Below are 17,290 nucleotides of genomic sequence, written 5' to 3'. Positions count from 1 at the left end.
GGAGTTCACGGCACGCTTTCGGGCCCGACGCGTGCCGTGAACTCCCGTTCGGCGATGCCGGCGATACCGGGGTTGCCGATTTCCCGCCTCGTGAGTCTTGCGGTTGACGTTATCCACATCACACCCCTATGCTCCCAGTCAAGCAAGTGCTTGGTGAATCAAGCAAGTGCTTGATGGGAGAGCTCGGCGGGCATAAGTGCAGGGTGACGTGTCGGGGCGTCACTGGCGAGTTCGCCGGGCTCTTCCGTGTCCAAGCAGGCCAAGCGAATGCTTGGTTCTGTAGATGTAGCGGGTGTCCTAGGAGGGCAGTCATGAAGAGTCGGCGTCCAGTATTCGTCGCGGCCGTTGCCGCGTCGGTCCTGACGATTGCAGGGTGTGGTGGTGCGGAATCGGCCGAGGCCGGCGGCGCCGATGCGCCGTACCGCGTTCTCGTCACCGGCGGCATCAGCGGCCAGGGTGTCCTCGCGGCGAATGCTCAGACCTCGATCCTCGCGACCAAGGCCGGTGTCGAGGTGCAGAACCGGGCCGGTGGCATCGGTGGGCGCCAGATCGAGCTGACGGTCGTCGACGACGCCGGTGACGCCACGATCGCCGTCACCAAGGTGCGCGACGCGATCAACAAGCAGAAGCCCGACCTCGTCCTCAACTCCGGGCCGTCGTCCGTCGCCGCCGCGGTCCTGCCGATCCTCAAGCAGAACAAGATCCTGTCGTTCAACGTCGCGCCCACGCCGGATTCGACGGATCCGGGGAAGTTCCCGCTGAACTTCGACCTCGCGCCCGGTGCCGGTGACAACGCTCGCGGCATCGTCGGCTACGCGAAGGAGAAGGGGTACGACAGCATCGGCGTCATCCACGGCAGCACCGCGTACGGCGAACTGTTCGGCAAGGACATGACCACCGAGCTGGAGAAGTCCGGACTGAAGCAGGCCGGCAACGAGGAGTACGAGGCCACCGCGCTCGACATGACCGCGCAGCTGCAGTCGCTCAAGAACGCCGGCGCCAAGGCGCTCGCGCTCGACGCGTACGGCGCTCCGCTGGGCTACCTCCTGCAGAGCATGCAGCGTCTGGGCTGGGACGTGCCGCTGATCGGCAACACGTCGGTGTCGAGCACCAACCTCGTCGCAAACGAGCCGCCGAACGGTGTCCTCGGGACGCCCGAGGTGAAGAACCTTGTCTCGCAGGTCTTCACGAGCACCGTCTACGACCCGAACAATGCAGCCGTCAACCAGATGGTCGACACCATGGCCTCGCTGGGCACCATCCCGTCGACGCTGATCATCGCCGACAACTACGACGCGTTCCCGCTCATGGCCGCCGCGGCCGAGAAGGCCGGCACCACCACCGATGCGGAGAAGCTGGCGGAGGCGCTCGAGACCGACGAGGTCCAGAAGAACGCGAAGACGGCGTTCCTGTCGCGCTACAACTTCTCCGCAGACAACCACGGCCCGAACCCGACGCAGGACGAGATGGAATTCATCGCGCCCACCAAGGTCGTCAACGGCCAGTTCGGCAACCCGGCCGCATGACGTTCCTGAACTCTGATTCCCGCAAGACGCGAAGGAGGTTCTCGCTGTGACGATTCTGTGGTCGGGGCTTGCCCTCGGCGCTGTCTACGTACTCGTCGCGATCGGGTACAACATCGTGTTCGTCTCGTCGAACACCTTCAACTTCGCGCAGGCGCAGTTGATGATGGTCGGCACGTTCGTGGCCTACACGGGCCTGGTGACGTTGAAGCTTCCGGTGCTGGTGGTGGCCGTGATGGCCACCGTGACGGTGATGATCCTCGCGGCCGTCGAGGAGTTGGTCGCGATCAGACCGGTTGCCGATCACCAGAACCAACTGGTGACGACATTGGGTGCGGCCACACTGCTCAACGGTGCGACGCAGCTGATCTGGGGCAGTGAGCCGCTGACGGTTCCGTTCTTCGGGTCGAACGATCCGATCACCATTCTGGGCGGCCGCACCTACCCGGTCGAGATCGCGCTGCTGGTCCTGTCGATCGTGCTCGTGATCGGTCTCGGTCAGCTGAGCAAGCGGACCATGACCGGTCTGGCTCTCATGGGCGTGTCCGAGGACCGCGAGGCCGCGATGCTGCGCGGTGTCAATGTGCGGCGCATCGCGATGGGGGCGTTCGCGTTCTCCGGTGCGATCGCCGGCGTGCTTGGACTGTTCGTCGGGCCCAAGACGTTCGCGGTCGCCACGCTCGGTGCCGCACTGGCGCTCAAGGGCTTCGTCGCGCTGGCGATCGGTGGCTTCGGTTCGCTGCCGGGTGCCCTCATCGGCGGTCTGACCGTCGGTCTGGTCGAGTCGTTCACGGCACTGTGGGCGGGTAGCCAGTACAGCAACATCGCGGTGTTCGTGGTGCTGATCGTCGTCCTGATGGTCAAACCTGTCGGCTTGTTCGGCACGGTGAAAGAACGGGTGGTGTGACCATGCAGATCTGGCGCACTCTGCGCGGTGTCCCGAGTTGGATCTTCGCGCTCGTGTTCGGCCTCGTCGTGTTCTTCGCGCCGATGCTGGGAATGGATTCGACCAGTACGCGTCAGCTCCAGTTGGCGTGCATCCTGGCGTTGGTGGTCAGCGGCCTGAACCTGAGCCTCGGCTACGCCGGTGAGCTCGCACTCGGCCAGGCCGCGATGTATGCGGCCGGTGCGTACACGGCCGGGCTGATGTCCCAGGCCGGGCACACCGAGATCCTGGTGCAGTTGGCGGCCGCAGGCGCGGTCGCACTCGCGGTCGGCATCATCACCGGCATTCCCGGTCTGCGACTGGGCAGTTGGTCGCTGGCGATGACGTCGTTCTTCCTGATCCTGTTGGTGCCCGACATCCTCGCCATCTTCGGCGGCAACACCGGTGGCCGCAACGGCCTGTCCGGAATGGAACCGCCGACGCTGTTCGGTCAGGAAATCGACAACAACTTCTACTACGTCGTGGTCGGCGTGACGATCCTGTGGTTCGTGGTGATGCGCAACCTCGTCGTCTCGCGTCACGGCATCGCGTTCCGGACGCTCAAGCAGTCCCCGGTGCTCGCACAGTCGCAGGGCGTGTCCGTGTTCCGGATGAAGCTGCTGGGCTACGCGATCGGCGCCTTCCCGGCCGGTCTGGCCGGCGCGCTGTTCGCGAACACCGACCTGTTCATCGCCCCCGAGGCGTTCGGGTTCACGTTCGCCACCGCGGTGCTCGCGGCGTCGATCCTCGGCGGTTCGGCGAGCGTCTACGGTGCGGTGATCGGTGCGGCCATCATGCAGTTCGGCCCCAACCAGTCCACCGCGTTCCAGGAGTACTCGCTGCTGTTCTACGGCGGCTTCCTCATCATCGGTGGCGTGCTGCTCTCCGGTGGTCTCACCAAGGTGTTCCGTGGTCTCGCGGGCAGGCTCGATCGCAAGGCCGGAATCGGTGTGGCCGGTCGTGCGGAACCGCGTGATCCGGAAGCGATTCCGCACGTCGATCCGATCGCCGGCGCGACCCTCGAGGTCGACGGCATCTCCAAGGCGTTCGGTGGCAACCAGGCGCTGAAGTCGGCGACCCTGCGTGCCGAGCCGGGGCAGGTCACCGCGCTGATCGGCCCCAATGGTTCCGGCAAGACGACGATGCTCAACATGATCTGCGGCTTCTACACCGCGGACACCGGTCGAATCGTCATCGGCAACACCGAGGTCCAGACGTTCTCGTCGAACCGGGTGGCTCGTGAGGGCGTGGCCCGCACGTTCCAGACGCCGAACATCCCCGAGAACGTCACCGTGCTCGAGGCTGTCGCGTCGGGCCGCTACATGACCGACCGGGCATCGATGCTCTCGGCCGTGCTGCGCCTGCCGAGCTTCCGCAAGGTCGCCAAGGCCGACATCGCCGAGGCCGAGCGGGTGCTCGAACTCGTCGGAATGTCGCACCTGCGCAACGAGGTCGCCACCTCGCTGCCGCTGGGCATGCGGCGCATGCTCGAGGTCGCGCGCGCCGTGATCGCCGCACCGCGGGTGCTGCTGCTCGACGAGATCGCGTCCGGCATGGACGAGGACGAACTCGTGCGCCTGTCGGTGCTCATCCGCGCCCTGCGCGACGCCGGCGCCACCGTGCTGCTGGTGGAGCACAACTTCCGTCTGGTGCTCTCCCTCGCCGACACCATCGTCGTGCTGGCGCAGGGGCAGGTCATCGCCTCGGGCCCGCCCGCGGAGATCGAGAATCACCCGCGGGTGCTCAGCGAGTACCTCGGTGTGGATCCCGACAAGGGCACCGCTACCGAGCTGGAGAAGGTGGAGCGATGAAACCGGTTCTGAGCGTTCGGAATCTGCAGTCCGGTTACGGTGACCTGCGCGTGGTCTGGGATGTCTCCTTCGACGTCTACCCCGGCCAGGTGACGGCACTGCTCGGACGCAACGGTGCCGGCAAGACCAGCACCCTGCGTGCGATCTCCGGTCTCAACAAGGTTCACGGCGGCACCATCGAGATGGACGGCCAGGACATCTCTGGTGTCCCGGCCCACCAGCGGGTGCGCCGCGGAATGGCGTACGTGCAGGAAGGTAAGCGCGTCTTCCACAAGCAGACCATCGAGCAGAACCTGCTGCTCGGCGGCTACACCACGAAGAAGCGTCGCACCGCCCTCAAGGCCGAGGTCGAGCGCATCTACGAGATGTTCCCGATCCTGGGTGAGAAGCGGAACCTGTTGGCCGGCTCGATGTCCGGTGGTCAGCAGCAGATGCTCGCGATCGGTGCGGCGCTGATGGCCGAGCCGAGGCTGCTGCTGCTCGACGAGCCGTCGGGTGGTCTGGCCCCGGTCATCGTCAACGAGGTCATGGAGCGCGTGCAACTGCTCAAGGAGACCGGGCTGGCGGTGCTGCTCGTCGAGCAGGCCGTCGAGGCTGCGATGAGCGTCGCCGACCATGTCACCGTCCTCGACATCGGCAAGGTCGTCATGGACGCGCCGGCGTCGGACATCGACGACCTGGCGGTCCTCAAGGACGCGTACTTCGGGCGCGTCTGACCGACACCGCAACCACTGAACGGGAGTTCACGGCACACTTCGCGAGCGATCGCGTGCCGTGAACTCCCGTTCAGCGCTTTCTGGAGGAAGGGAGAGACACATGAGGATCGGACTGGACGTCTTCGGCGCGGAGCGACTGTACGACGGAGACCACCGCGGACTGCTCGACCTGGCGGCGGAGGCCGACCGCCGCGGCATCGACCTGATCACGACGTCGGACCATCTGGGCTTCACGCGGGAGGCGCACGAGGAGCGGGTCCGTGACAACGGTTTTCCGTTCCCGCTGGAGCAGCCGTGGCTGGAGCCGATGTCGCTGCTGTCCGCGATCGCGGCGGTGACCGAGCGCGTCGACCTCGGGGTGTACGTGCTCGTCGCACCGCTGCGTCCGGCGCTGTTGCTGGCCAAGCAGATCGCGACGCTGGACGTGCTGTCGCGGGGCCGCACCCGGATCGGGATGGGCGTCGGCTGGCAGCAGGCCGAGTACGAGGCGGCGGGGGTTCCGTTCGAGCGGCGCTTCGGCCGGTTGGAGGAGACGGTGGCCGCGTGCCGTGAACTGTGGGGGCCGCCGCCGGCGTCGTTCACAGGGACGGGCTACGCGTTCTCCGACTTCCACAGCCTGCCGCGGCCCGTGCAATCGCGGGTGCCGGTGGTCTTCGGGATGGCGCCGTCGAGGCGGAATTTCGAGCGCATCGCCCGCGTCGGCGACGGTTGGACGGCCGCCCCGGCGGACATGGGCCGACTCGCGGAGAGCATCACGCTGCTGCGCACCTGCTTCGAGGAGCAGGGCCGCGACCCGCAGTCCGCGGAGGTGCAGATCATGCTGCCGACGATCGGGAGCGGCCCCGGCGGCGCGGACTTCGACGCGATGGCGGCGTCGGCGAGGGACGCGGCGGCGCTCGGCGTCGACACCGTGCTGGTGCGCCCGTCGGCGCTCGGCATCGGCGCCGACGACGTGGACGCGTTCCTCACGTGGGCGGTCGGGCTCGGGGACGCCTAGCCCCGCGAACCGCTGAACGGGAGTTCACGGCACGCTGCGCGAGCGAAACCGTGCCGTGAACTCCCGTTCAGGGGTTCAGGGGTTCAGGACGGGGCGATGGCGTGGTCGGCGAAGCGGCGGACCGCGTCGAGGCGGGCCTGCGGGTCGGAGGGATCGGCGTCGTAGAGACGCCACGGGGAGACCCGGATCCGGGTGACGCCGATGTCGGCGAGGGCGCGGTAGCCGTCGATGTCCGAGACGTCGGTGGGGGAGGCGTCGATCTCGAACGGCTCGTTCTCGCGGCCGAACTCGGCGCGCAGTTCACCGAGACGCCGTATCGCGCCGGCCAGTTCCGCAACTCCGGTGTTGACGGAGATCCAGCCGTCCGCGAACCGGGCGGCGCGCCGCAGGCCGGCCTCGCTGTGTCCGCCGCCGTAGACGGGCACCGGCAGGTCCGGTGCGGGACTGATCATCAGCCGGTCGAAGTTGTAGTGCTTGCCGTGGAACTCGACCCATTGGGGACCACGCCCGGCGCACACGGCCCGCAGGATCTGGATGGCCTCGTCGGTACGCGCGCCGCGGGTGCGCATGTCGGTGCCGGTGAAGGTGAACTCCTCCGGGATCCACGACAGCCCGACGCCGATGCCGATCCGGTTGCCCGACATGACGGCCATCGTCGCGATCTGCTTCGCGGTGAGCAGCGGATCACGCAACGGCAGCTTGAGTACGTTGGTGTAGAAGCCGATTCGTTCGGTGACGGCCGCCATCGCGGTCATCGCGATGAACGGATCCGGCATCGGGGTCTCGGGCGACCACATGCGTTTGCCGTCCGGCGAATACGGGTAGTCCGCGGAGACGTGCTCGGGATAGAACACCGAGTCCGGCATGGCGATCGCGTCGTAGCCGCACTCGTCGGCCACACGCGCCAGTTGAATCAGTTCGGGGGTCGCGATCATCGCGCCCGGCAGTGCCCACTTCATCGCTCGAAGGTAGACGGCGAATCGGTCTGTGCGCCTGGGCGATCCCGGTAGCAGAGACCGGGATCACCGTGGATCACTCGAGGCGGCCGGGCACCGGGTAGCTGCGCAGCGACAGGCCGATCTGCCCGGAGATGGTGAGATCGTCGATGGACTCGCGCAGCTTGTGGCACGTGGGTGTCCACGAGCGTCCGGCCTCGGTCCGGGCCTCGGCGAACTCGGGGCACGCCTGGTCGGCGTCCTCGAGCCACTGGATGCTGGTGTGGGCCTCGCTGTACTTCTCGACGAGGACTCGGTTACCGCAACTGTTGCAGCTGACGCTCTCCATGAACGGACCTCCTGACTCCATGCGTGACGGTAGTCACTGCGGCGTCGTACGTCTGCAGATCTCCCACGGAGCGGGAGGTGCGCTCCCGCTCAGTGGTCAGTTGCTACTGGCCTGTAACCACCATCTACCTGGGCTGTTAGGCTTCGGCCATGCCCGAAACCGAGCCTGCGAACGGTCCTGTCGATGCCGGTTATCCGTCGCTTCCCGCGACGAGTTGGGCGGTTCTGGGCATGCTGACCCTCGGGGAGGGGCTCACCGGATACGACCTCAAGAAGTGGGCCGACTGGAGCATCGGCTACTTCTACTGGAGTCCGTCCATCAGTCAGGTGTACGGCGAGCTCAAGAAGCTCGAGGCGGCGGGGCTGGTGGAGTCCGAGATCGTGTCCGAACCCGGGGAGCGGGGCCGGCGCGTCTACAAGATCACCGAGTGCGGGACGCAGGCGGTGCGGAACTGGTCCCGGGACGCGCCGGTCGACCAACCCGTGCTCAAGCACGGTTTACTGCTCCGGCTGTGGATGGGACATCTCAACGACCCCGAGCACCTCAAGTCGCTCGTCGAGTCCCACATCGACAACATGGAGGCACTGCGTCAGCGCGCCGAGTTGCACGCCGACCACGCCACACGCGAGCCGGCGTGGGCGTTCTCGAAGCTGAGCCTGAAATGGGCGGAGCGCTACTACCGGGCCGAGATGGACCTCGCCCGACAGATGCTCGACGACATCGACGAGGCCGCAGAGACTTTCGCACACGTGCGTGAACGAGACGAACTGGGCAACCCGATTCCCGAGGTGGCCGGTTCCTGGCGTGATATCGAGGATTTCGTCGAGGGCCTGGAGAAGGGCGGGCATTCCTGACCGCCCCTGGTCCTGTCGGCGGGTGACGTCCGACGCCCGGGGGTCAGGCGTATTGGAGGCGGGTGCGGGGTGCCGCGGTGGGCATGCTCTGGAGGCGGTTGCGGTGCGCGATCGATGCCGTGCCGTGGCTGCGTCCGGTGAGGGACTGCAGGATCGCGTTGGCGGCCATACGGACCGGCGCGGAGTGGCGGTGATCGAACTTGAGGTGACTGGTGGGTCCGCAGATCGACAGGGCTGCGGTCACCCCGCCGACGGGGCCGATCGGGACGGCGATGATGCCGATCCCTCCGGAGACCTGGCTGACCTCGAAGGCGACACCCATCTCGCGGACCTTGTGTAGTTCGGGCGTGAATTCGACGAGGCTGTCGGTGCCGTTCGGCGTGTACGCGAGCAGGGCCTTGCCGATCGCCGAGTTGCGGGCGGGGTAGCGGCTGCCGATGCGGGTGGGCAACTCGGCGGCGAGGCGTCCGCCGACCTTGTCGAGGTAGAGAACGTCGGAGCCGTCGAGGACACCGAGATGCACGACGTAGCCGGTGACGCGGTGCAGTTCCTGCAGGATCGGCGCAGCGGCCGAGTGCAGACGATTCTGGTGGACCGCGATCGAGCCGAGCTCCATCAGCCGGGTGCCGAGTTCGTAGTCGCGGCCGTCGCGCCGCAGCCAGCGCATCTCGACGAGGCGCTCGAGCGTGCGATGCGCCGACGAGCGGGGAAGCCCGGTGCGTTTGACGACCTGGGCGAGGGTGAGGCGGCCGGGACCGTCGAAGGTGTCCAGGATGAGCGAAACCCGCTCGAGAATGGCGGTCGGGGTGGCGTCTGCAGGTGCAGGTGCGGTCATCGATGTCTCCCTCACTTCTGTCGAGCATCGTCGTGATGCCCATCTGACGTGGGTGTTTCGATTAGGAATAATCGCACAGGATTCGGGTTTTGTGAAGTGGATCACCAAGATCGGTAAACGCCGAAAGGGGGAACCCGGCTGTCCCTGGTGGGACGGGGTTCCCCCTGACGGGAGCGATGTGCGGTTGTGGAGCGGGTCTTACATCGCGGCGAGCGGCTCGCTGCCGGACCAGTCGTGGCCCCAGTAGCTGTCGGCGGTGATCTCCTCGGACGTGTAGAACGTCTCGTCCACGAGGTGTCCGTCGGTGCCGAACTCGATGTCCCAACCGCCGGGCGCGCGGACGTAGAAGGACACCATCTTGTCGTTGGTGTGACGACCCAGCGTCGAGGACACCGAGAAGCCGTCCTTCACGACCCGATCGAGTGCCTGACCGACGGCGTCGAGCGTGTCGACCTCGACCATGATGTGCACCAGGCCGGGCGCGCCGCCGTGCGGGGCCGGGCACAGCGCGAGGCTGTGATGACGCTGGTTGACGCCGAGGAAGCGCACCCGCATCGGGCCGAACTCCGGCGGGGTGGGGATCCGGAAGGCGCCGCGCGGCAGGAACCCGAGCACCTCGGTGTAGAAGTCGAACGTGCCGTTCGGATCCATCGTCGGCAGCACCACGTGGCCGAGACCTTGTGCACCGGTGACGAACTTGGCACCGAACGGGGTGACGACGGGGCTGTGGTCGAGGACCGGGCCGTGGAAGACCTCGAGCGTCGTGCCGGCCGGATCCTGGAAGGTCACGACCTCCTCGACGCGCCGGGCGTCCGCCTCCTCCAGCGACAGCGGCTTGACCGCGATGCCGGCCCGCTCGACGGCCTCGGTGACCCGCACGAGTGCGGCGTGGTCACGGACCTCCCAGCCGACGGTGACGACCTCGTCGGTGTCACCCGGGACGACGACGATGCGGGCGGCGCGCTCGTCGACTCGCAGGTAGAGGGCGTCGGGGTCCGGCCCGGAGCCCTTCGCGAAGCCGAGCACGTCGAATGCGAACGTGCGCCAGCGCTCGATGTCGTGGGTCTGGACCTTCACGTAGCCCAGTGCACGGATGTCGGTGCCGAAGCCTCCGACATTGGGGTTCGTCATGTTGTCTCCGTTGTTCTTTCGGGTTCGGTCAGATCATCGCCCGCAGCGGGCCCTGCGGATCGACGCCGAGCCCGCTCAGCGTCGCCGCGTGGTACACCGTGCCCGGCACGTGGATCGCGTGGTGCAGTCCGGCGTGTGCGTCACGCCAGAAGCGCTGCATCGGCTTGTCCATGCGCAGCGCGTTGCCGCCGCAGCGGGCATAGACCGCGTCGATGGCCTGCACGGCCTGCCATGCCGCGTTCACCTGCGTCTCGCGGCCCTGGGCGCGCTGCTCGAACGTTGGGGTCTTGCCGGCGTCGACCAGGTCCCACATGCGATCGACGTTGGCCAGCAGGGAATCCCGGGCCGCCTGCAGCTTCGCGGTGGCCTCGCCGACCGCGAACATCGTGTACGGGTCGTCCTTGATCGCGGTGCCCTGCGGGTTGATCCGCTCACGCTGGTACTCGTTGGCGTGGTGCAGCACGCCCTCGCAGATGCCGATCGTGGCCGACGTGATGCCCAGCGGGAACATGTTGGACCACGGCATCAGGTACAGCGTCTCGGTGCGCCCGTACTTGCGGACCGCGGTGCCGTCGATGACCTCGTCGCAGTCCATCACCCGGTAGTCGGGCACGAACGCGTCCTTGACGACGACGTCCTTCGATCCGGTGCCCCGCAGGCCCACGACGTCCCACGAGTCCTCGATGATCTCGTAGTCGCTGCGCGGGATGATCACGTGCAGCATCCGTGGCGGCATCTCCATGCTGCCGTCCGGGTTGCACGCCATCGCGCCGAGGAACGCCCAGTCGCAGTGGTCGGTTCCCGATGAGAACGACCACTTGCCGGAGAACTTGTAACCGCCGTCCACCGGCACGCACATGCCTCCCGGCATGTACGGCGACGCGAGCCACGTGTCCTGGTCCTGGCCCCAGACCTCCTGCTGCACCTTGGGATCGGCGAACGCCAGCTGCCACGGGTGGACGCCGACGATGCCGTGGACCCAGCCGGCGGACGGGTTGAGCGACGCCATGCGCATGACGGTCTCCGCGAACTCGCGCGGATGGACCTCGAGGCCACCATGCTCCTTGGGCTGGAGCATCCGGATCGACCCGGCCTCCTTCATCCGCTTGGCTGTGGCGTCGGCGACCTTGCCGATGCGCTCCGCCTCGACGCCCTCGACGAAGATGTCGTCGGCGGCCGCCTCGATGCGGGCCAGGACTTCGTAACTCATGTGTGTTTCCTTCGGGTCGGTGAGGTTCTACGAACCGGATATCAGGAGGCGGAGGGCGAACTCTTCGCGCTATCCGCGTTCTCTGTGCTCTCTGCGGCCTTCGCGACGTTCTCCGCGACCTCCTGCTGCCAGCTCGTGACCGCCCGGGTGGTGTCGATCTCGAACTCGAAGCGCTTGGTCATGTCGTCGGTGATGTCCTCGACATCGACGTAGAACTGCTGGTACCAGCGGCGCAGCTGGTAGACCGGGCCGTCCTCCTCGGACAGCAGCGGGTTGTCGATGGGCGCCTTGTTCTTCCAGATCTCGACGTCCTGCTCGAAGCCCTTCTGCACGCCATCGGCGAACTGCGCGGCCATGCCGGACGATGCGTCGTCGGACAGGCCCGGCAGCTTCTTGACGATCGCGCCGTACTGCAGCACGAACTCGTTGTTGCTCACCGGATAGTGGCAGTTGATCAGGACCGTCTCGATGGTCTGGCCGTTGGCATCGGACTCGAGCCAGTCGATCATGTAGGACGGGCCGAAGTACGTCGCCTCCGAACGCAGCTCGGCGTTCGGGTCGTCGTAGTTGGTACCGGAGATGACGTCCTCGCGGCCGGTCGAGTTCATGTACTGCGTGGCGGTGTGGCCCTCGAAGACGTTCTTGAAGTAGCGCGGGAACGAGTAGTGGATGTAGAAGAAGTGCGCCATGTCGACGACGTTGTCGATGATCTCGCGGCAGTGCGAACCCTTGATGCGCAGGGTCTTCCAGCTCCAGTCCGTCCACTCGTCGGTGCCGTAGCCCGCGATCTCGGGGATGGTGACGTCGGCCGGCGGCGGGTTGCCCTGCGGATCGTTCCAGACGTACAGCTGCCCGTTGCGCTCGAGCGTGGTCCACGCGCGGGTCTTGGCGACCGGGGGCACACGGCGGGCGTAGGGGATGTCGGTGCACTTGCCGTTGCCGCCCCAACGCCAGTCGTGGAACGGACAGGCGATCGAGTCGCCCTTGATCTCGCCCTGGCTCAGGTCACCGCCCATGTGGCGGCAGTAGGCGTCGAGGACCTTCAGGTCCCCCTTGCTGTCGGCGAACACGACGAGCTTGGTGCCGAACGCTTCGATCGAGTGGGGCTTACCGTCCTTGAAGTCCCGGACGAGGCCGATGCAGTGCCAGCCGCGTGCGAAGCGGGTGGGGGGTGCGGCGGCCTCGATCTCGCGGATCTCGTCGCTGTCGACGGTCGAGTCGTTGGTGGGAGCGGTGTCGAGTGACATGTTTCCTCCGTGCCATCAGGGGGCTGTCCTGTGATGTGCCTCATAGAACTAGGCGGTATGTCGGGCAGGAAGGGGTTCTCCCACCATGCGGGAAAACGTCTGCCGGGCCCTCGGGCCGATTGGCTAGCGTCGCGTCACGGTGAAAGGAATGATCATGACGCGGATGACCGGCAAGACAGTGCTCATCACGGGCGCGGGCAAGGGGATGGGCCGCGTCCACGCGGTCCGTCTGGCCGAGGAGGGAGCCGACATCGTCGCGCTGGACCTGCCCGGACGAGAATCGGAGGCGGACCTCGCGGAGACCGCACGACTGGTCGAGCAGCAGGGGCGACGCGTCGTCACCGGCACCGCCGACATCCGTGACTTCGACGCGGTCGCCGCCGCGGTGCAGGCGGGTGTGCGCGAACTCGGCCCGCTCGACACCGTCGTCGCCAACGCCGGCATCAGCGACAACCCCGGCCCGTCGTGGGAGATCGACGACGCTATCTGGAACCGGTCGATCGACGTCAACGTCACCGGAACCTGGCACACCGTCAAGGCGGGTGTCGCCGAGATGAATCCGGCGGGTGGGTCCGTCGTCATCGTCAGTTCCACGGCCGCGATCAAGGCCGTGCCCGGGGCGTCGCACTACTCGGCGGCCAAGCACGCGATCACCGGACTGGCCAAGACCCTCGCGAACGAGTTGGGCGGGCGGGCGATCCGGGTCAACACCGTGCACCCGGGCGCCGTCGCGACACCCATGACGCTCAACCCGACGACGTTCGCCAGGTTGCGGCCGGACCTCGAGAACCCCACCGAGGCCGACGCCGCCGAGGTGCTCGCGCAGCGGATGCTGCTGCCCGTGCCGTGGGTGGAGTCGATCGACGTCAGCAATGCGGTGCTGTTCCTGGCATCGGACGAATCCCGGTACGTCACAGGCCTGCAGATGGTCATCGACGCCGGTCAGACCCAGAAGGTGGCGTGATGAGCGGACGTCTCGAAGGCAAGGTAGCGCTGATCACCGGCGCCGCGCGGGGCATGGGCCGCGCCCAGGCGGTGCGGTTCGCTCAGGAGGGTGCCGACGTCATCGCCGTCGACGTGTGCGCGCCCGTCGAACATTCGACCACTCCCGGCGCATCGCCCGAGGACCTCGCGGAGACCGTGCGGCTCGTCGAGTCGCTCGGCCGCAAGATCTGCGCGTTCGAGGCCGATGTCCGCGACCAGCAGGCGCTCTCGGGGGCCGTCGCCACCGGGGTCGAGGCCCTCGGTCGCCTCGACATCATCTGCGCCACCGCGGGCATCAGTTCGGCGGGACCTGCCGTCGAGATGAGTGAAGAGCGCTGGCAGACCATGCTCGACGTCAACCTCACCGGTGTCTGGCGTACGTGCAAGGCGGGGATCCCGCACGTCGTCGACGGCGGTCGCGGCGGCTCGATCGTGCTGATCAGTTCCATCGCGGGCCTGCGCGGCCTGGTGAGCGTCGGGCACTACACCGCCGCCAAGCACGGCGTCGTCGGGCTCATGAAGTCGCTCGCGAACGAGCTTGCACCGCACAGTGTGCGGGTCAACACGATCCATCCCGCGAACACCCGGACCACGATGATCCAGAATCCGTCGACGATGCGGACGTTCTGCCCCGGCGTCGCGGAGCCCACTCAGGAGCAGTTCGAGGCGGGAACGCAGTCGATGCACCTGCTGCCGGTCGCGATGATCGAGCCCGAGGACATTGCCAACGCCAGCCTGTTCCTGGCGTCGGACGAGTCCCGCTACATCACCGGCGTCACACTGCCGGTCGATGCCGGCCACTGCGTGAAGTAGGGAAGAGTGGGACGAGAGCCGTTCCGGCCGAACGGCACCCGTAGGCGTCGGCCGGAACGGCTGGGGCCGTCATCTCGACAGCAGCGCCAGTGCCTGCCTGGTGACGCCCTCCGGCGTGATTCCGTAGTGGGCCAGCAGGTCCGCCGGAACGCCGACCTCGAGGTCCTCGTCCGGCAGCGCCACAACCCCGAGTCGGGTGGCGACACCGTGGCGTCCGAGCACCTCGGCCACCGCGGAACCCAGCCCGCCGATCACGTTGTGCTCCTCGACGGTCAGGATTGCGCCGGTCGTGCGCGCGGCGTCCAGGATCGCCTCCTCGTCGAGTGGCTTGAGGTAGGCGGCGTCGAGTACGGCGGCATCGATTCCGTGCTCCTTCAGCGACTCGGCCGCACCCACCGCGCAGCCCACGCCCAGGCCGGTGCCGATGATGGTCAGATCGCGTCCGTCCCGGATCCGGGCGAACTTCCCTCGCTCCAGAACCGGGGTGTCCGCGTACGCCGGACGGGTGGCCTCGCTGATCCTGAGCAGTACCGGACCCGCCTCGGCGTGGCTCTTCTCGAGCAGGGCGCGGGTGGCCGCGTTGTCCGCCGGTGTCATCACGGTCAGGTTGGTGATCGCGCGTGCGATCGCCAGATCCTCCACGGCGTGATGGCTGGCACCGAAGTAGCCCATCGCCAGGCCGGACAGCCTGGTCACCAGCGTCACCGGCATCATCGTCGCGGCCAGGTCGGTGCGAATCTGCTCGGCGCACTTGATCATTCCGAAGGGTGCGAATGCGAGCACGTAGGGCCGGAATCCCGACGCCGCCATTCCGGCGGCGACCGAGATCGTGTTGGTCTCGGCGATACCCATCTCGATGTACCGGTCCGGGTGCTTCTCGCGGAGCGCCGTGACGGCCGAACCGAGGTCCGCGGAGATGACGACCACATCCGGATGGCGGTCGGCCAGGTCGGCGAGTGCCTGTCCGATCATGTTCAATGACGACGCCTGCCCTTCGTCGGAGAACACGTCCTCCATGGCGGCGGATCGATCGGTGGTCGTGGCGGTCATGCCGATGCCTCCTGCATGCGGGTGGTGATCTCGGATATCGCGGCGTCGCGCTGTTCGGGCGTCAGGCAGCCGACGTGCCACGTGCGAGGAGCCTCCTCCATCAGCGCGAGACCCTTCCCCTTCCGGGTCCTGGCGACGATGCACACCGGGCGATCACCGCTCGGGGACGGCAGGCCGGCGAACGTCTCGACCAGAGCGGTGACGTCGTGCCCGTCGAGTTCGACGACGTGCCATCCGAACGCCTCGAAGCGGGCGGCGAGGGGTTCGATGCCCATCAGTTCGGAGGTGGGGCCGCTGCCGATGTACCCGTTGGCATCGACGATGGCGACGAGGTTGCCGAGCCGATAGTGGGACGCGGCCATCGCCGCCTCCCACACCTGACCCTCGTGGATCTCGCCGTCGCCGGTGAGGACGAAGGTGCGATGATCCGAGCCGCGGAGCCGGGCGGCCATCGCCATTCCGAGCCCCACCGAGAGGTTGTGGCCCAACGACCCCGAACTGAAGTCGACGCCGGGAGCCTTGCGCATGTCGGGGTGGTCGCCGAGCCGGCTCCCGATGTAGCCGAAGCTGTCCAGCTCCTCGTGCGCGAAGTAGCCGAGGTCGGCCAGGATGGGCCACAGTCCGACCGCGGCGTGGCCCTTGCCGAGCAGGAAGCGGTCGCGGTCATCCCACTCCGGCACGGCCGGATCCAGGCGCATGGCCTGGTAGTAGAGGACCGAGAGGATCTCCGCGCACGAGAACGTGCTCGAGTAGTGCCCCAGGCCCGCGCCGTCGATCATGCGGATCACTTCGATTCGCAGCCAGTCCGCACGGTGCGTCAGCTCGGCGACCGACGCCGGTCGGTTCCGCTCCAGTCGGGTGCTCGTCGGTTCGGTAGCCATTGTCGTCGTCATGGGGTCCTTCCTGGGATGCCTGGTCGGCGGGCCATGCCGCGTCGGGTCTCGGTCGTGGCTCATCGGCGGACCGGGTGAGAATCGTGAAATACGTTCCGTGAATACACTATACGGCGCATCAAGCATTTGCTACGTTCTGTCGGAACGGAATGTGGGCGTCGGGAAACGAGGGTAGGACAATGGAATTCGATCATCTACGGGGACGCACTGTCGTCGTGACCGGCGCCGGCAGCGGGATCGGGGCGAGTGCCGCCCGGTACGCGGCATCGCTCGGTATGAACGTCGTGCTCGCCGACATCTCGGCCGAGCGTCTGGACGCGGTCGCGGCCGATCTGCGGGCGGACGGCGCCGCCGTGCTCGCGGTCCCCACCGACGTCACCGATGCGGCCGCGGTGGAAGCGCTCGCCGACGCCGCCTACGGTGAGTTCGGTTCGGTGACATTGCTACTCAACAACGCCGGACTCGAGTCGCTGGGCTTCACATGGGAGGTCCCGGCCGACGAATGGCGACGGGTGATCGACGTGAACCTGAACGGGGTGTTTCACGGTATCCGGTCGTTCGTGCCGCGGATGGGCGCCGATCCCCGGCCGTCGCACATCGTCAACACGTGCTCGGTGGCGGGCGTTGCGATCACACCGCGGATGACGGCCTACGCGGCCTCCAAGCACGGGGTGCAGGCGCTCACGGAATCCTTGTATCTGGAATGTGCACAGGTGTTCCCGCAGATCGCGGTGTCGGTCTTCAGCCCCGCTCAGGTGGCGACCCGGATCTTCGAGGACGTACCTGCCCACGACGCGACCGTCGCTGATGCCGGATACTGGCGCGAGCAGATCAGTGAGGGTATGATCCCGGACGACGCTGCGAAGCTACTGTTCGACGGCATCTCCCGCGACGACTTCTGGATCCTCACCCACCCGGAGGCGTTCGAGCGTCTCGCGTCCAAGCGGGCGCGGGTGCTCAGCGGCAAACTGCGCCCCGATGCGTTGTTCGACGGCCGGAACTGACCCCTCGACGGGC

Annotated in this window: 17 protein-coding genes; 9 read left to right on the top strand and 8 right to left on the bottom strand. The window is 67.2% G+C overall.

Annotated features, from left to right (window positions below; translation table 11 throughout):
- Nucleotides 1-311: 311 nt before the first annotated feature.
- From IJ15_RS0110155 to IJ15_RS0110135, 5 genes are all read left to right on the top strand, one after another.
- Nucleotides 312-1,526: an ABC transporter substrate-binding protein gene (locus IJ15_RS0110155; protein ID WP_031938231.1), complete on the top strand. Its 1,215-nt coding sequence runs from the start codon at nucleotides 312-314 to the stop codon at nucleotides 1,524-1,526.
- Nucleotides 1,527-1,572: 46 nt separating this feature from the next.
- Entirely contained in the window at nucleotides 1,573-2,430 is an 858-nt protein-coding gene (locus IJ15_RS0110150; RefSeq protein ID WP_031938230.1) for a branched-chain amino acid ABC transporter permease, read from the top strand.
- A gap of 2 nt (nucleotides 2,431-2,432) precedes the next feature.
- Nucleotides 2,433-4,259 (top strand): branched-chain amino acid ABC transporter ATP-binding protein/permease, encoded by a 1,827-nt coding sequence (locus IJ15_RS0110145; protein WP_031938229.1) that lies wholly within the window; start codon nucleotides 2,433-2,435, stop codon nucleotides 4,257-4,259.
- The gene (locus tag IJ15_RS0110140) at nucleotides 4,256-4,975 is read left to right on the top strand and encodes an ABC transporter ATP-binding protein (RefSeq protein WP_031938228.1); all 720 of its coding nucleotides are present in this window, start codon (nucleotides 4,256-4,258) and stop codon (nucleotides 4,973-4,975) included. Before IJ15_RS0110145 ends, IJ15_RS0110140 begins: the two co-directional genes overlap by 4 nt.
- Before the next feature lie 100 nt (nucleotides 4,976-5,075).
- Nucleotides 5,076-5,972, top strand: a complete 897-nt coding sequence (locus IJ15_RS0110135) for a TIGR03619 family F420-dependent LLM class oxidoreductase (protein ID WP_031938227.1) — start codon at nucleotides 5,076-5,078, stop codon at nucleotides 5,970-5,972.
- 83 nt (nucleotides 5,973-6,055) lie between these two features.
- Here IJ15_RS0110135 and IJ15_RS0110130 read toward each other — a convergent pair whose 3' ends face one another.
- Both IJ15_RS0110130 and IJ15_RS0110125 read right to left on the bottom strand, forming a co-directional pair.
- The gene (locus IJ15_RS0110130; RefSeq protein ID WP_407984078.1) at nucleotides 6,056-6,985 is read right to left on the bottom strand and encodes a TIGR03619 family F420-dependent LLM class oxidoreductase; all 930 of its coding nucleotides are present in this window, start codon (nucleotides 6,983-6,985) and stop codon (nucleotides 6,056-6,058) included.
- Nucleotides 6,986-7,004: 19 nt separating this feature from the next.
- Entirely contained in the window at nucleotides 7,005-7,256 is a 252-nt protein-coding gene (locus IJ15_RS0110125; RefSeq protein ID WP_031938225.1) for a hypothetical protein, read from the bottom strand.
- A gap of 149 nt (nucleotides 7,257-7,405) precedes the next feature.
- Between IJ15_RS0110125 and IJ15_RS0110120 the strand changes: the two genes are divergently transcribed.
- Nucleotides 7,406-8,110, top strand: coding sequence for a PadR family transcriptional regulator (locus IJ15_RS0110120; RefSeq protein ID WP_031938224.1), 705 nt, complete (start codon nucleotides 7,406-7,408; stop codon nucleotides 8,108-8,110).
- Between the two features lie 43 nt (nucleotides 8,111-8,153).
- On the opposite strand, the gene IJ15_RS0110115 is transcribed toward IJ15_RS0110120, so the two are convergent.
- The 4 genes from IJ15_RS0110115 to IJ15_RS0110100 all read right to left on the bottom strand — a co-directional run bounded on the left by IJ15_RS0110115 (nucleotide 8,154) and on the right by IJ15_RS0110100 (nucleotide 12,533).
- Nucleotides 8,154-8,945: an IclR family transcriptional regulator gene (locus tag IJ15_RS0110115; RefSeq protein ID WP_031938223.1), complete on the bottom strand. Its 792-nt coding sequence runs from the start codon at nucleotides 8,943-8,945 to the stop codon at nucleotides 8,154-8,156.
- Between the two features lie 198 nt (nucleotides 8,946-9,143).
- Nucleotides 9,144-10,076 (bottom strand): biphenyl-2,3-diol 1,2-dioxygenase, encoded by a 933-nt coding sequence (gene bphC, locus IJ15_RS0110110; protein WP_031938222.1) that lies wholly within the window; start codon nucleotides 10,074-10,076, stop codon nucleotides 9,144-9,146.
- Nucleotides 10,077-10,104: 28 nt separating this feature from the next.
- A complete protein-coding gene (locus IJ15_RS0110105; protein WP_031938221.1) occupies nucleotides 10,105-11,286 on the bottom strand; it encodes an acyl-CoA dehydrogenase family protein in 1,182 nt (393 codons plus the stop codon).
- 41 nt (nucleotides 11,287-11,327) lie between these two features.
- The gene (locus IJ15_RS0110100) at nucleotides 11,328-12,533 is read right to left on the bottom strand and encodes a Rieske 2Fe-2S domain-containing protein (RefSeq protein ID WP_031938220.1); all 1,206 of its coding nucleotides are present in this window, start codon (nucleotides 12,531-12,533) and stop codon (nucleotides 11,328-11,330) included.
- A 154-nt stretch (nucleotides 12,534-12,687) separates the two neighbouring features.
- Between IJ15_RS0110100 and IJ15_RS0110095 the strand changes: the two genes are divergently transcribed.
- Nucleotides 12,688-13,497, top strand: coding sequence for a mycofactocin-coupled SDR family oxidoreductase (locus IJ15_RS0110095; protein ID WP_031938219.1), 810 nt, complete (start codon nucleotides 12,688-12,690; stop codon nucleotides 13,495-13,497).
- The gene (locus tag IJ15_RS0110090; RefSeq protein ID WP_031938218.1) at nucleotides 13,497-14,330 is read left to right on the top strand and encodes a mycofactocin-coupled SDR family oxidoreductase; all 834 of its coding nucleotides are present in this window, start codon (nucleotides 13,497-13,499) and stop codon (nucleotides 14,328-14,330) included. The genes IJ15_RS0110095 and IJ15_RS0110090 overlap by 1 nt, the downstream gene beginning before the upstream one ends.
- A gap of 69 nt (nucleotides 14,331-14,399) precedes the next feature.
- On the opposite strand, the gene IJ15_RS0110085 is transcribed toward IJ15_RS0110090, so the two are convergent.
- Both IJ15_RS0110085 and IJ15_RS0110080 read right to left on the bottom strand, forming a co-directional pair.
- The gene (locus IJ15_RS0110085) at nucleotides 14,400-15,380 is read right to left on the bottom strand and encodes a transketolase family protein (RefSeq protein ID WP_051918722.1); all 981 of its coding nucleotides are present in this window, start codon (nucleotides 15,378-15,380) and stop codon (nucleotides 14,400-14,402) included.
- A complete protein-coding gene (locus IJ15_RS0110080) occupies nucleotides 15,377-16,273 on the bottom strand; it encodes a transketolase (RefSeq protein ID WP_231569487.1) in 897 nt (298 codons plus the stop codon). Before IJ15_RS0110080 ends, IJ15_RS0110085 begins: the two co-directional genes overlap by 4 nt.
- Before the next feature lie 101 nt (nucleotides 16,274-16,374).
- Here IJ15_RS0110080 and IJ15_RS0110075 point away from each other — a divergent pair, with 101 nt between their 5' ends.
- Nucleotides 16,375-17,277 carry an SDR family NAD(P)-dependent oxidoreductase gene (locus IJ15_RS0110075; protein WP_269321481.1) on the top strand — a complete coding sequence of 301 codons (903 nt, stop codon included), beginning with the start codon at nucleotides 16,375-16,377 and terminating at the stop codon, nucleotides 17,275-17,277.
- Nucleotides 17,278-17,290: the final 13 nt, after the last annotated feature.

Source organism: Prescottella defluvii, assembly GCF_000738775.1.
Taxonomy (GTDB): Bacteria; Actinomycetota; Actinomycetes; order Mycobacteriales; family Mycobacteriaceae; genus Prescottella; species Prescottella defluvii.
The sequence above is the reverse complement of the archived record's forward strand: the minus strand, read 5'-3'. Positions and strand labels throughout refer to the sequence as shown.

Bases quoted from the DNA above. Each gene is read 5' to 3' on its own strand.
- IJ15_RS0110100 (WP_031938220.1), bottom strand. From the start codon at position 12,533: ATGTCACTCGACACCGCTCCCACCAACGACTCGACCGTCGACAGCGAC.
- IJ15_RS0110120 (WP_031938224.1), top strand. From the start codon at position 7,406: ATGCCCGAAACCGAGCCTGCGAACGGTCCTGTCGATGCCGGTTATCCG.
- IJ15_RS0110155 (WP_031938231.1), top strand. From the start codon at position 312: ATGAAGAGTCGGCGTCCAGTATTCGTCGCGGCCGTTGCCGCGTCGGTC.
- IJ15_RS0110080 (WP_231569487.1), bottom strand. From the start codon at position 16,273: ATGACGACGACAATGGCTACCGAACCGACGAGCACCCGACTGGAGCGG.
- IJ15_RS0110090 (WP_031938218.1), top strand. From the start codon at position 13,497: ATGAGCGGACGTCTCGAAGGCAAGGTAGCGCTGATCACCGGCGCCGCG.
- IJ15_RS0110105 (WP_031938221.1), bottom strand. From the start codon at position 11,286: ATGAGTTACGAAGTCCTGGCCCGCATCGAGGCGGCCGCCGACGACATC.
- IJ15_RS0110140 (WP_031938228.1), top strand. From the start codon at position 4,256: ATGAAACCGGTTCTGAGCGTTCGGAATCTGCAGTCCGGTTACGGTGAC.
- IJ15_RS0110095 (WP_031938219.1), top strand. From the start codon at position 12,688: ATGACGCGGATGACCGGCAAGACAGTGCTCATCACGGGCGCGGGCAAG.
- IJ15_RS0110115 (WP_031938223.1), bottom strand. From the start codon at position 8,945: ATGACCGCACCTGCACCTGCAGACGCCACCCCGACCGCCATTCTCGAG.
- IJ15_RS0110125 (WP_031938225.1), bottom strand. From the start codon at position 7,256: ATGGAGAGCGTCAGCTGCAACAGTTGCGGTAACCGAGTCCTCGTCGAG.
- IJ15_RS0110085 (WP_051918722.1), bottom strand. From the start codon at position 15,380: ATGACCGCCACGACCACCGATCGATCCGCCGCCATGGAGGACGTGTTC.
- IJ15_RS0110145 (WP_031938229.1), top strand. From the start codon at position 2,433: ATGCAGATCTGGCGCACTCTGCGCGGTGTCCCGAGTTGGATCTTCGCG.
- IJ15_RS0110135 (WP_031938227.1), top strand. From the start codon at position 5,076: ATGAGGATCGGACTGGACGTCTTCGGCGCGGAGCGACTGTACGACGGA.
- bphC (WP_031938222.1), bottom strand. From the start codon at position 10,076: ATGACGAACCCCAATGTCGGAGGCTTCGGCACCGACATCCGTGCACTG.